This is a genomic window from Paenibacillus sp. FSL F4-0097 (assembly GCF_038593125.1).
GTDB classification, from domain to species: Bacteria; Bacillota; Bacilli; order Paenibacillales; family Paenibacillaceae; genus Paenibacillus_AQ; species Paenibacillus_AQ odorifer.
Genome location: NZ_CP151965.1, coordinates 3,298,606 through 3,311,953 on the forward strand (window position 1 = coordinate 3,298,606; position 13,348 = coordinate 3,311,953).

A 13,348-nucleotide genomic window follows, 5' to 3' on the forward strand; every position below is an offset into this window, starting at 1 on the left:
TTACTTATAAGAACATCAGAACGATGACTTTATCCTAATACCGACACTGACAAAAAAAGAGGGGGTGTAGTGAGTGGTGGATAGGACGATGGACGAGGTCAGAATGGTTGATTTTGCCCGTATGGATGAGGAAGTTTTCTTTAAACGCCTGTATGTGGAGCATCGGAAAATGTACACCGTCGCTTATAGTTATCTACGAACAGAAGCGGACGCGTTAGAAGTTGTACAAGAGGCTTCATGTCGGGCCTGGATGAAACGTAAGAAGCTTAAAGATGAACAGTCATTTACACCTTGGTTGATTCGAATTACGATCAATTGCTGTATGGATGAACTACGACGAAAAAAACGAGTGATTCCTACGGAGAAGCTAGCAGAGGTTGCAACTCAGGAAATGAAAAGCAACGACCGGATTGATCTGGAACGCGCTATGAACAGGTTAAAGCCCAAATATCGGCATGTGGTACTTCTTAAATATTACAATGACATGACTACAATCGAAATCGCAAAAGTGCTAAAAAAACCAGAAGGTACAATCAAAACCTGGTTACGTGAGGGACTTAAACAGCTTCGTAATGTGCTGAAGTGATATGGGAGGTGAACAGAGTGACAGATAAAGAAGATCGTATTTTGCAGAAAAATGTTGATGAAATGAATCAGAATACTGAAACTTTACAGGAAATGAAAATATATAACGCGATGCGAAAGGGAATTATGGAAGGAAAAAAACGTGAGAAACGCCGTGTTTATACCGCAGGTTTGGGTGTGATTGCAGCTGCAGCCGTAGCCCTATTATTTACATACTCTTCAATCGGATTACCGGCCAAGGAAGTGGCCCAACCTTCAGTTCAAACCGCCAGCCCTAAAAATACAGATGATTTTGCAGCTTATCGCTCATTTTCAAGGTTAGAACCAGCACTTGCAAGTGCTCTGGAACAGAATCTCGTGATGCCGGTGGATCAGAGCGCGGAAAACAAGGGGTACCGAGTGGATGTAACTGGTGCAGTAACAGATGGAAGGAAGGTGTATATTCTATACAGTGTTCAGAACAATACAGACAAAGAAGTTATACATGCGGATTTTGCGCTTCAATATGAAGGCATACAGGAGTCGAATCTACATAAAGGTGCTGCACTAAGTATGCTTGCCAGCGATAACCGAATTCAACCAGGCCAGTCTAAGGATTTTATATACACCACTAGTCTTTCACCAACGATTAAATATCCAAAGGAAGTAAACTATAATGTCATTCTCACTGAAACTTCAGATAAGGCGCTACAATCCAGTAGTAATAAATACCGGACTAATCTGGATGTTGCTTTCGAACTTAATCCTGATATGCTCAAAGCACAGGAAAAAATTCTAAAAACGGATAAAGCGCTGACAGTTGACGGGCAAAAGATTAAAGTGAATCTAGTGCAATATACACCGCTTAGTACCTATGCAGATTTGGAGTATGATCTGAACAATGATAAACAAATTTTCCAATTGATTAATCCAGTTCTGATTAGTACAAATGGGGGTGCTACCGAAAAATTATTTTACCCCGACATCGTCAACTCTGACAATTCTGAAGTCTATTCGGACAACACCAAGTTTACGCTGGTGTTCAGGAACAGCCAGAGCGGCCTAAAGCATCAGCCAGACACCGTTTCATTAAAAACCTTTGGTATCTCGGCAGTCGAAAAAAATAAAATGAAAATTGTTGTCGATCTCAATAAGCAGCAAATCATTGAAGCACCGGGAAGCGGCCTTGAGCTTGTTGCTCCAACGCAAGAGAATTATGCAGATGAAGGAGAGATCTTGTTGCGGCATACAATTACTGATGCCGAATATTTAAAATACTACACTAGACTTGCTGAGACTTTTACTGATGCGGAAGGAAATGTGCATAAAAGAGCAATCAAAACAACTTCGGCAGGAAACTTCGGTGGCTACATGACTTCAAAGGATGGCACAGCCGTGGATGAAATGCGTTATACTTTTGGAAAGGGAGCGAAAGATTATCCTCAACCACTAACGATTACGCTAGAGAAATATATCAATCCGATTATGGATACGCAAGCCGTAGAGTTATTTTCTAAGTAATAGATTAAGCTTAACGATTAATAATCTTGTATTTGTTGTAATCCTATAGGAGGTAGTTATGCGTAAATATAACACTGTAATCTTTGATGTGGATGGAACCTTAATTGATACAGAAATTGCTGTTTTGAGTTCTCTGCAAAAGATGTTAAAGGTGGATCACAACAAAGAGTATGAATTGTCAGAGCTTAATTTTGTGTTAGGTATTCCAGGTTCAGCTTCATTACCGCAACTTGGGATCGAAGATATTCATGAGGGCAATGAGAGATGGAATGTTTTCATGAAAGATTTCTATAATACTATTAACATCTTTGACGGAATTGTAGATGTAATGAGTTCATTACAGTCAAAAGAGATCGTTCAAGGAATTGTGACTTCCAAGACAAGAGATGAGCTAAATGACGATTTCGTTCCATTTGGCTTAACTAAATATTTATCATATACCGTTATCGCAGAAGATACAGCAAAGCATAAGCCACATCCAGACCCCTTGCTAGAATTTATTAGAGTATCAAAAGCAAACCCTGAATCATCTATTTACATAGGGGACACGATTTATGATTATGAATGTGCACGAGATGCTGGTGTCGATTTTGGATTAGCTTTATGGGGATGCAAGCAGCATGAGCATATTCCCGCGAAATATAAATTTGAAACTCCGCAGGATATTTTAAAGCTGCAATTGTAAAGTGAATAGGATGAATATAAAGCAGAGCGGCATTTTGCCCTCTGTTTTTTAATGGAAAAACCTTCATTGTATGTTCTTAACATTGACTCTTCTCTATCTTATCGTTAATATTACCTCTGTGCTTCATTGCCCAAAAGCCTAAAAGCTTAAAAGCTTAAAAGTAAGGAAGCGCCGCATTCTTCGGATTTTATCCCAATCACAATGTTAAGGAGCACTATCGTTATGGACCGTCAGCTTAGTTTTTCAAAAAGTATGATTATCATCGCCTTTATTCTTGCATTTCTTTTTGTATCTATTTTCCTATTAAAAGCAGAACCTCATATCCCGCTTCTCGCAACCACAGTTGGCACAGCAGTCTTATTGGGTTTATTTGGTGTGTCATGGAAAGATATTGAGGCAGCTATCATCAAAGGCATACAAACAGCTATAATGCCCATTCTTATTCTCATGCTAATCGGAATATTGATCGCTGTATGGATGATGAGTGGTACGGTGCCTACACTTTTATTTTATGGTATGGATTATATTAATCCGAACTACTTTGCAGTAAGCGCGTTATATGTCACAATTGTCGTCTCTATGTTTACTGGAAGCTCATTCACCACCGTTAGCACGATTGGTGTAGCTTTGATGGGTATTGCTTTGACGACAGGGATTTCTCCAACACTTGCTGCTGGAGCGATTATTTGTGGAGCTTGTTTTGGTGATAAAATGTCACCTTTATCTGATACTACAAATTTCGCACCTGCAGTGGTAGGTATATCCTTGTTCACACATATTCGTAATATGATGTACACAACGATTCCAGCGCTTATTATAACTACTGTCTTTTTCTTGTTCGCACCAAAAGCCGATGCGATTGATTTATCGTCGATTCAGGGGATTAAGTTTGCTCTACAGGATGGATTTAGTATTCACTGGTTAACGTTGATCTCACCACTTGCCGTTATTATTTGCTCAATCAAACGAATCCCAATCCTTCCTACACTGATGGTTGGCATTGTCACTGGTCTTCTGGTGACCGCTATTATTCAGCAGCAGGCAGAAATCGGTGTCTGGTTCAGTGTGATGCAGAATGGATACGAAAGTACTATTGCCAATGAAACCGTTGCTTCTATCGTTAACCGAGGTGGAATGCAATCAATGATGAGTTCCGTTTCACTTATCTTGATTGCTTTATCATTAGGCGGACTAATACAACATTGTGGTGTCATAGAGGCTTTTTTTCGCAAAATCATTCAACCCCTCAAACGTAAAAGCAGTATCGTGCTTATGAGCGGCGCATCATCCATTGCGGTTAATGGGATGACTGGTGAACAGTATCTTTCTATTTTGTTGCCCGGTCAAATGTTCAAAGATGAATATAATCGCCGAGGCATTCCAGCAAAGACACTATCCCGTACGTTAGAGGATTGTGGAACCCTTGTTAATCCTTTAATTCCTTGGGGAGTTAGCGGTGCTTTTTTCGCTGCTACACTAGGTGTACCGGTAATTGAATATATACCTTATGCCACCCTTCTGTGGTTAAGCCCATTCATCACGTTTGCGTATGCTTTGATCCCGAAGCTGCAAAAGAACTCGTTAGGCTAACCTTCTCTGAAAGAATGTATTTATTGAACGGATATAAAGAATAATAAGAGTGATTTCTGATTTATATCTGGGTAATTCAGCGGGGGTATTGATAGTGAGTCGCAATAAGTTGCAGGATAGAATCAGGTTAGCAAATGTCGAGACTAAACATGCAGAGCAATTTAATAATTTATTACGTTATGTATTTCAAGTGACGAATCGTGATTTACAAATCTTTGGTTGGGAAAATCGTGAAATCACCCAAGCGAAGCTGCCAGTTCTAAAGTATGCTGATGTAGTCGGTTGGTTTGATGGTGATAAATTGATTTCACAGTTAGCAGTATACCCATTTCAAGTAAATATTTTTGGGCGAATTTATGAGATGGGTGGCCTGACGGGTGTTGGAACCTATCCGGAATATGCTAATTTAGGTTTAATGAATAAACTAATGCTGCATGCATTAACTAAAATGCGGGACCGCAAACAATCAATTTCTTATCTATTTCCGTATTCTATTCCGTATTATAGGCGGAAAGGCTGGGAGATCATTACCGATAAAATCTCATTTGAAGTTCCGGATACCCAGCTGCCGAAAACTAAAAAAGTTCCTGGGAACGTGGAGCGGGTAACTATTGAACATCCGGATATCAAGGAGATATATGATCAGTTCTCCATGCAGCATCATGGAGCAATGCTTCGAAATAAGTTGGCTTGGGAAGAATATTTACGCTGGGATCTGGATGAAATGACGGTAGGCATCTATTATAACAATGATGATTTGCCCACAGGGTATCTGTTGTATTGGGTTGCTGAGGAGATCTTTTATATCAAAGAAATGGTTTATATCAACGAAGAAGCTCGGGTGGGATTATGGAACTTTATAAGTGCACATTTTTCGATGATTACTCTTGTCAAAGGGGATATTTATAAAGGGGAGCCGCTTTCCTTCGTTTTAGATGATGGTGACATCAAGGAAACCATTGCTCCTTATTTTATGGCCCGGATAGTGGATGTGCAATTATTTATCGAACAGTATCCGTTTAAAAAACAGGATAAAGAGGGTTGCCTTATCTTCACCTTGAGTGATCCGATGCTGGAATGGAACCGGGGTACATTTACACTTAATGTGGATAAAGATGGAACAGGTGTTTTGCACGCAGGAGGGACTAACCCTTCCTTGTTGATTGACATTCCTACTTTAACCACGATGTTAATGGGCTATAAGCGACCTACCTATTTGGCTAGGATCGGTCGGATCCAGGCAGATGAAGCAACAGTTCAGTTCTTGGAAGGGTTAATCAGGCCAGAACATCCTTATTTCTCTGATTATTTTTAAAAAGCATACTCTAATGAGTGTGCTTTTTTGTTCTTTTATAGTAGAATTGATTCTCGGCAACACTAAATGATATGGGGTGTAAGAATGGCGATTAATTTCACCAAACCAATGATCCAAAGGTTAGAACAAGAAATCATAGAGGTAGAGAGCAAGCTCAAAAACGTGAAGAACAAAAAGGAAAAATCCAAATTCAAAATTAATCAATTAGAACAGGATATGAAATTTAGCAAGTCTCACACAGATTTGAGCAGTAAAATGACGCGAATCAAAAAGCTTAACGATGAAATTAAAAACATGAATCGCCTGCAAGCTGATCTTTCCAAAGAATTAACAGCAAAGAAAAACTCGTTAAAAAAACTCCAGGTAAATGGAACCGCGCCTACTACAATTGATTCCACAAAAGGATAATCGATGATGGTTGCACAGATAAAAAACCGCGTAACTGGCGGTTTTTATTTTTTTACCAGCTCATCTGTATCTCCCCTTAACAAGGAAATCTCATGCTTATAGGGTGCGTTTACATATTTCTTTTCACCGATGGAGGGAGTCTCTAAGAGTTTGGGAATAGCTGGAAGTTATTCAAAAGAGACTCCACATTCACTACCTTTTCCAGCCATAGTTTCTAATGAAACCTGAACATTTCGTTTATCTGTTAGCACTTCGTTTAAGCCTTCCGCGATCCGAGAGATGCCGGCTTGAGAGCCAGGATGTAGGACGATTTGGGTTGAACCCAAAGCTTCTGTTCTTATGATTTCTGATTGAAGAAACTCTATACTATGCTCAAAGACCTGTGCCGAAAGTGTATTTCCTAAGTTAACAATAAATGGAGCGTGTACAATAATATTAGAAATACCGTTATCTCTCATATGAGCATGTCCTGCTTCAATATTCAAAGCTTCAATGGGTTTGCGGCGTGTATTTTGTGGGGCTCCGGTATAAAAAAGGAAGGTGGCCGCTCCATAAGAAGCTGCCTCTTCACTAGCTCGAAGGAGCATTTTTGTTCCGGTCATAGACACATGAGAGCCTAGGAGTAAAGACATCGGGGTTGACACTTCCTTTCCTCAGAATACAGGAAGTTTTTTAGGGAAGATCAAGGTTGTCTTATCTGATCTATTATTTATGAGAGACAACCTTAGCGACCCGGAATTTAGCGCTAATTAGCGGCGAAAATAGTCTCGCCTTGAATTGGTTTTAAATCTTGCTCCCATTTAACTCTGATTGCCCGGGAAGTGAATAGATCAGCTCCATCTGAGATTTGGAAGTGTAGATGGGCCTCGCTCGTATTACCAGAATTACCTGTTAAGCCAATAACCTCCCCTTTTTCGACTTTATCCCCCGGTTTTACAGTAACTGACCCTTGTTTGAGATGCGCCAAATGACTATATTCCCCGCCATGATCAATGACAACTATATTCCCGGTAGCTTGATTCGGATTCATGACCCCAACTGGCTCATTGTCTTTAATGTCATTCACAACCGATACAACGGTGCCGTCCGCTGGAGCGAGAATGTTTTTGCCAAAGGCATAATAGCTTTCATTTCTTAGTGGGTCTCCTTTATAGGAATAGTTATCTTTGGTTTGGATAAAATCGTAAGCGTAACGCTGGATTTCTAACTCATAATGATAATTCACAAGCACATTCTCACCACCCCAAAACACATACCAATCTCCCTCAAACGGCAGTGCGTATTCATGTTTACTTAGTACATTGTCGGTTTCAGGAGAAGGGGTAAGCTCTTGAACTTGAATTAATGTAATCATCCCATCCGGATCAAACATCCCGACAAGCCCCTTATTGCCAGCATCACTAACCCATGTGCGTCGATCAAATCCATTAAGCTGCATGGTCGATGCCTTTTCCAATGTATGGATACCCTTAGTGAATTCTTTTCCTGTCTCTGCTAATTCTGTTTCACTTATTTCATCTTTTAAAGGCTGGTTAAAGCGGGCATACAACTCCTTGTACTTCCCGTCCAGTAGAATCTTTGATAGTTCATCTGGAGCAAATCCACTCAGAATGGCAGCTGTGGCCGGGTTTGTTGTCTGCTCCGCCTTTTCATTAGTGGGCACATCAGCATTCTCTCCTCCACAGGCAGCCATTAATAAAGACAGTGACCCTACAGCCAAGGCAGTTCTTGTATTCAAAATAACTTTATGAATGATTTTTTCAGGTTTTTTGTTCATATATTTCGCCTCCCAGTATTACGATTGTAGCAGTCTAGCCTTAGCTCTTCTGAAATTCTATATTAACACTTACATAATTTACTAGCTATTTAATGAATACGAATTAAGCTTCCGTTAAGATTAGTAAGATTGCTAGCCAAAAAAATCATGCTATGATGATAAAAACGTCTATTGTGAAAGGGAAAATTTATATGAATGAGGCTTCAATTTTATTGGTTGATGATGAGGTATCACTTTTAGACATTATGGAGACAGTGCTGCGTAAGGAAGGCTACGTCAATATAGATACAGTGCAAACAGGTGAAGAAGCAGTAAGTGCCTGTGAATCCAAAAAATATGATTTAATTGTGCTGGATGTAATGCTGCCCGGACGAAGTGGCATCGAAATCTGCCCTTTTATCCGGCAGACGACGGATGCTCCTATTCTTTTTCTGACTGCTCGGACGTCTGATTTCGATAAATTAACGGGCTTTGCTATAGGTGGAGATGATTATATCACTAAGCCCTTTAACCCGCTTGAAGTGGTGGCTCGTATAAGAGCACAGCTGCGGAGATATTTTGCTTCTGCTAACCAACAGGCTACTGGCAAGAGTGTAGAAATAGTCCCCCATAAATCTGCAAATGTATATGATTACGGAAGGTTTAAGCTAGATGAGACAGCGGGAGAACTCCTGGTAGAGGATCAGTCTGTTGCTTGTCCGGCACTTGTATTTCAACTGCTGGTCTTCCTATGCAAACATCCCAATCAGATTTTCAGCAAAAGTGATTTATATGAGAAAGTATGGGGCGATGAAGCACTGAGTGATGATAATACGGTCATGGTTCATATTCATCGAATTAGAGAACGTATCGAAGCAGACCCGTCCGATCCAAAATTTATTGTTAACGTTAGGGGCCTTGGTTATAAGCTGGTGAAGGTAGACCGCCAGGAGTTGTCCATGCCATGAATATCAAACGCCGGTTAACGTTAAGGTTCGTTCTACAGCTAGCTATTACGGGAATGGTTGTTCTCGCTATTGCAGCAGTAACGTTTACTTGGATGCTGTTGCGTTTTCTCGATATCAGTATTACGCGTGATTTTGCGAATGTTGGCTTAGAGCAACTGGTTGAATCCTCCAAAATTGATGAGAAGGGCATTCAATTTTCCCCGAGCTTGCTGGAGCAAGTGAAGAAGAATAAGGGCTGGCTGCAAAACATCGATGAAAATGGAAAAGTTGAAAGTGCCTACAACACTCCAAAAGATGTCCCAATTCAATATGGACCGGGTGAAGTAGTCGCCTATTGGACAGGGACTCAGCCTTTTCCGTATACTCTGGCTGTATGGATTCAAGAGAAAAATGGGAGACAATTCACGCTTCTTTATGGCGCGCCAAATATACTAGATCCTCTGTTAAAAAAAATGAGCGAAGGTACATTTGATGCAGTAGATGGAGATCTGGTTCTGCCTGATTCGATTGAAAGAGAAATTAAATCATCACAGGCTTTTGTTCAACTCATTGATTCATCGGGTACGGAGCTGCTCTCCTATAATAGGCCAAAGATGATTCCCACCAAGTACTCAGTGCCAGAGCTAGCACTACGCACTCTCTACAGTGAACGTTACGGCTATCATGTCCGATCTTCTTTTGATAAACAAACCGGCCAAACATGGATCGTTGGACAACCAAACGTAAAGGGAGCAGATATAGGCCAAAAGGTATGGGTACCTGAAGAGGTTAAAATTGTTATTAAAGGCTCATTTGCAATGCTCGCGGCTTTATTGCTTGCATTTATATTGCTTTCTTTATGGCAAGCTCATAGGTTTGGAGCGCCAATGCTGCATATGCTTGTATGGCTCGATTCCATTGGAAATGCCATATATACAGAGCCTATGGACCGTAAAGGAAATCGTCGTAGTCGAACACACGTAGGTAAATGGAGACGGAGATACCGGGTTTTTTCTGATGTTATGGTATCCATAGAGAAATTATCTGCTAATTTGCAGAGAGATCAAGCGTTGCGGCAACAAACAGAGAATTTGAGGGAAGAATGGATCGCAGGTGTTACACATGATTTAAAAACTCCTTTATCTTCTATAACTGGTTATGCCCATTTACTGGCGGAGCCTTCGTATGATTGGTCGAAAGAGGAAGTTCGCAAGTTTACAAGGACGATGCTGGATAAATCAGCCCATATGGACATGCTTATTAGTGATCTTGCCATGACCTATCGGCTAAAAACAGGGATCAAGCCACCAGAGCTGATGGAGGTGGAATTGAACTTTTGGCTACATCAAGCCCTTGATCAAGCTGCTGCAAATCCCGAATACGGGAAGCAACGAATTATATTTGTGCCGGCACCAAACGAAGTGAGAGCTCGATTGTATACTCCATGGCTAGAGCGGGTGGTCAACAATTTGACTGCGAATGCTTTACTTCATAACCCCTCAGATACGATTTTAACGGTTTCGCTTACTATGAATGATGAGGACAGTGGATTTACTATTCAATTTTCCGATGATGGCGATGGAATGGATGAAGTCACACTTAACCGTCTATTTGAACGTTATTATCGAGGAACGGACACCGTATCTAGCTCCAACGGATCCGGCCTTGGCATGGCGATCTCCAAGGGATTAATCGAATGTATGGAGGGCAGGATTGCTGTTGAGAGTAGCCCTGGACAAGGGACCATTATTAAGTTGATATGGAGCTGATCATAGAACCAGCGTTTTTCCTAACGGAAATGACGGTGGTTTTTTTGTTGTGAATATAGTTTTTTAATTCTTCTGTTTATTATCCAGCCAGAGTTGGGATCATAAATAAGTTGACATCTAAACTGATTGTAACTACAATAGTTACAGGTAGTGATTAAAAATAAATTTATCATCCTAATTTGAGGAGGAAGTAAAAATGAAAATAGCAATAACAGGAGCAACAGGTCAATTCGGATCATTGGTGATAGAAGCTTTACTTAAAACTGTACCCGCAGGTGATCTTGTAGTTAGTGTGCGGAACCCAGAAAAAGCAAGTGATCTTCAGGCGCGTGGAGTAGAAGTCCGTCATGGTGATTTTGATCAACCTGAGACGCTGGAATCAGCATTTGCCGGTGTGGATCGACTATTAATTGTATCCGCAGATGGTGATAATGAAACCCGGATTCGTCAACATAAAGCAGCTGTTGTTGCTGCGGAAAAAGCAGGCGTTGGCTTCATTGCCTACACAAGTGTAGGACAAGCAGACAAGAGTGAACTATTTCTTGCTGAAGTTCACCGCATCACCGAAGAAGCTATTCGCGCAACAGGCATTCCTTACAGCTTCCTCCGTAATAACTGGTATTTGGAGAATGAGATCGGCTCCATTCAAGGCGCTCTAGCAGGTGCCCCATGGGTGACTTCAGCAGGGAACGGTAAAGTTGGCTGGGCTACACGCGGAGATTATGCAGAAGCTGCAGCTAATGTACTGACAGGTGACGGACATGAGAACACAGTGTATGAATTGTCTGGCAAACCTTTAACACAAGAGGAATTGACTGAGATCATAGGCACTGTAATCGGTAAAGAAATCAAAGTAATCCAGGTTGACGACGAGGCTTATGCCAAGACCATGTCGGAGGTGGGTGTCCCAGAAGCTGCGCTTCCAATAGTTGTAGCTATACAACGTGGTATTCGTGAAGGTTGGCTTAATATTGAAAGTAGCGATTTAGAGAAACTGCTGAAACGTTCAGCTACTCCTCTTGCGGATGTCATTCGTGTTATGGTCGGTAATTTACAAGCATAATAATATAAAAGATAAAAGGCTTCCTCGAGGTTGAAAAACCAGTGAGGAGGCCTTTTTTGTGTTGATAGAGGATGAATCAAATACATAACTTTTCACTATTTTGCCTTGTTCATAATTGTGTTAGTTTAGTTTAACTAGTTATACTAAAAGAAATGGAAGATACTCTGAGAGAGTACATAATCTGGCGAATAAGCGAAGGAGATGATTACAAATGAAAAGAAATATCTTGCTGGTATCTGGAGCGGCGGTTGTTGCATTAGGTGCGTATTTGTTATTGGGAGGTATCGACAAGGATACGCCCTCAGCACAAGATACAACCGACATTAAGCAATTAGTGCAAGAATATAGTTCAAGCAGTATGGAAAACCTGTCCGCTTCTATCACTTCTGAGCAACTTATTGTAACCGATAGTAACAATAAAGAGAAAACTTACGACTTGCCTAAAGATGAGTTTTTTGTTTCTATAGCTCCATATGTGGAGAATACGCATCCTTGCGCTACACATAGCTTGACCGGCTGCCAAGGGGAATTAACGGATGATGAGTTTAAAGTATATATCGAAGACAGCGAAGGCAATGTGATTGTGGATAAAGAAATGAAATCGCTATCTAACGGATTTATTGATCTTTGGTTGCCCCGGGACAAAAAATATAACGTAACCATTGAGCAGGACGGAAAAGCAGCAAAATCTGAACTTTCCACTTTTAAGAGTGATAATACATGTGTTACCACTATGCAATTGGCAGAAAGTATCTAAAAAGTTGTAGAGAGAAGACTTGGAAAGCGAATGCTCAGGAGGATGTTTCTTAAGCGATGTCGAATTCGTTATTCATAGTCCAATCTGATCTTCCTTCTGATGTATTCTGTGTCGGACTTTCGCCAAATGTCCATCGTATCGGACTCTATTGCAGCTATTTTAGATTTTCGCAGCATTTTTCAAGCTTATCGGACTGCATAGCTCTTATTGGCTTATAATGGCACAGAATCGGAGTGTTTTTAGGGAAATAGCTGCATCTGGGTCCGATAACCTGGTGAAATGCCATAAATCTTCGAAATAAGAGCCCCACGGTCCGATCCAGCGGAGAGTTAGAAACTGTTTGGGAAAAGGAACAAAAGTATCACACGAATGATCAAAAGAAATTGCTTTACAGAAGAGAGGAGAGAGATGAATGGTTAAAGAGCTGATCATTGGGGATGTTTTGCAGGAGTTGGCTGGTACGCGTCGGATACTGGAGAAGCTGCCTCAGGAGCATATGACATGGAAACCACACTCTAAGTCAATGAGCCTGGGTGGGCTGGCCACACATCTCGTTAACCTTCTGAGCTGGCAATCCGCAATTCTTCTTTACTCGGAGTTTGATTTGGCATCCGTGGCATACCGACGAGAAGCACTGGAGAGTCCCGATGCGGTTCTACAAGAGTTCGACCTGAAAGCTCGTGAAATTGAGGAATTAATTACTGCAAGCAATGTGGAGATGCTCGGCGCCGAGTGGACCTTGCGGAACGGGGAGCAGATCATCCGTCGTCAGACCCGGGCTGCTGCGCTTCGTACCATCGGATTGAATCACATGGTTCACCACCGGGCACAGCTTGGAGTATATTTGCGGCTGCTTGACGTGCCGGTACCTGGTCTTTATGGACCCTCGGCTGATGAATTAGAATTAGCAAACGGGGAAGTTTGATTAGTGAGGAAGCCCTACACTGCCAAGTAAGTTCAAGATATAGCTCTT

General features: G+C 41.2%; 12 protein-coding genes and 1 pseudogene. 11 read left to right on the forward strand and 2 right to left on the reverse strand.

Annotated elements, in window-relative coordinates:
• Positions 1 to 88: 88 nt before the first annotated feature.
• The 6 genes from MHH86_RS14925 to MHH86_RS14950 all read left to right on the forward strand — a co-directional run bounded on the left by MHH86_RS14925 (position 89) and on the right by MHH86_RS14950 (position 6,083).
• Positions 89 to 586: an RNA polymerase sigma factor gene (locus MHH86_RS14925; RefSeq protein WP_036678355.1), complete on the forward strand. Its 498-nt coding sequence runs from the start codon at positions 89 to 91 to the stop codon at positions 584 to 586.
• 17 nt (positions 587 to 603) lie between these two features.
• Positions 604 to 2,085 carry a DUF4179 domain-containing protein gene (locus MHH86_RS14930; RefSeq protein WP_342479766.1) on the forward strand — a complete coding sequence of 494 codons (1,482 nt, stop codon included), beginning with the start codon at positions 604 to 606 and terminating at the stop codon, positions 2,083 to 2,085.
• Positions 2,086 to 2,143: 58 nt separating this feature from the next.
• Positions 2,144 to 2,770 carry an HAD family hydrolase gene (locus MHH86_RS14935; protein ID WP_342479767.1) on the forward strand — a complete coding sequence of 209 codons (627 nt, stop codon included), beginning with the start codon at positions 2,144 to 2,146 and terminating at the stop codon, positions 2,768 to 2,770.
• Between the two features lie 222 nt (positions 2,771 to 2,992).
• Entirely contained in the window at positions 2,993 to 4,360 is a 1,368-nt protein-coding gene (gene nhaC / locus MHH86_RS14940) for a Na+/H+ antiporter NhaC (protein ID WP_036677940.1), read from the forward strand.
• 94 nt (positions 4,361 to 4,454) lie between these two features.
• Positions 4,455 to 5,675 carry a GNAT family N-acetyltransferase gene (locus tag MHH86_RS14945; protein ID WP_342479768.1) on the forward strand — a complete coding sequence of 407 codons (1,221 nt, stop codon included), beginning with the start codon at positions 4,455 to 4,457 and terminating at the stop codon, positions 5,673 to 5,675.
• Between the two features lie 84 nt (positions 5,676 to 5,759).
• Positions 5,760 to 6,083: a hypothetical protein gene (locus tag MHH86_RS14950; RefSeq protein WP_036677934.1), complete on the forward strand. Its 324-nt coding sequence runs from the start codon at positions 5,760 to 5,762 to the stop codon at positions 6,081 to 6,083.
• A gap of 44 nt (positions 6,084 to 6,127) precedes the next feature.
• On the opposite strand, the pseudogene MHH86_RS14955 reads toward MHH86_RS14950, so the two are convergent.
• A pseudogene (locus tag MHH86_RS14955) lies at positions 6,128 to 6,715 on the reverse strand (TIM barrel protein).
• Positions 6,716 to 6,828: 113 nt separating this feature from the next.
• The gene (locus MHH86_RS14960; RefSeq protein ID WP_076099276.1) at positions 6,829 to 7,860 is read right to left on the reverse strand and encodes a M23 family metallopeptidase; all 1,032 of its coding nucleotides are present in this window, start codon (positions 7,858 to 7,860) and stop codon (positions 6,829 to 6,831) included.
• A 191-nt stretch (positions 7,861 to 8,051) separates the two neighbouring features.
• Between MHH86_RS14960 and MHH86_RS14965 the strand changes: the two genes are divergently transcribed.
• The 5 genes from MHH86_RS14965 to MHH86_RS14985 all read left to right on the forward strand — a co-directional run bounded on the left by MHH86_RS14965 (position 8,052) and on the right by MHH86_RS14985 (position 13,300).
• On the forward strand, positions 8,052 to 8,807 hold the full coding sequence (locus MHH86_RS14965) for a response regulator transcription factor (RefSeq protein WP_341031650.1): 756 nt from the start codon (positions 8,052 to 8,054) through the stop codon (positions 8,805 to 8,807).
• A complete protein-coding gene (locus MHH86_RS14970; RefSeq protein ID WP_342479769.1) occupies positions 8,804 to 10,555 on the forward strand; it encodes a HAMP domain-containing sensor histidine kinase in 1,752 nt (583 codons plus the stop codon). Before MHH86_RS14965 ends, MHH86_RS14970 begins: the two co-directional genes overlap by 4 nt.
• Positions 10,556 to 10,751: 196 nt before the next feature.
• Positions 10,752 to 11,618, forward strand: a complete 867-nt coding sequence (locus MHH86_RS14975) for an SDR family oxidoreductase (RefSeq protein ID WP_339825810.1) — start codon at positions 10,752 to 10,754, stop codon at positions 11,616 to 11,618.
• Between the two features lie 211 nt (positions 11,619 to 11,829).
• A complete protein-coding gene (locus MHH86_RS14980) occupies positions 11,830 to 12,375 on the forward strand; it encodes a CueP family metal-binding protein (protein ID WP_036677924.1) in 546 nt (181 codons plus the stop codon).
• Between the two features lie 412 nt (positions 12,376 to 12,787).
• Positions 12,788 to 13,300, forward strand: a complete 513-nt coding sequence (locus MHH86_RS14985) for a DinB family protein (RefSeq protein ID WP_076099273.1) — start codon at positions 12,788 to 12,790, stop codon at positions 13,298 to 13,300.
• Positions 13,301 to 13,348 lie beyond the last annotated feature (48 nt).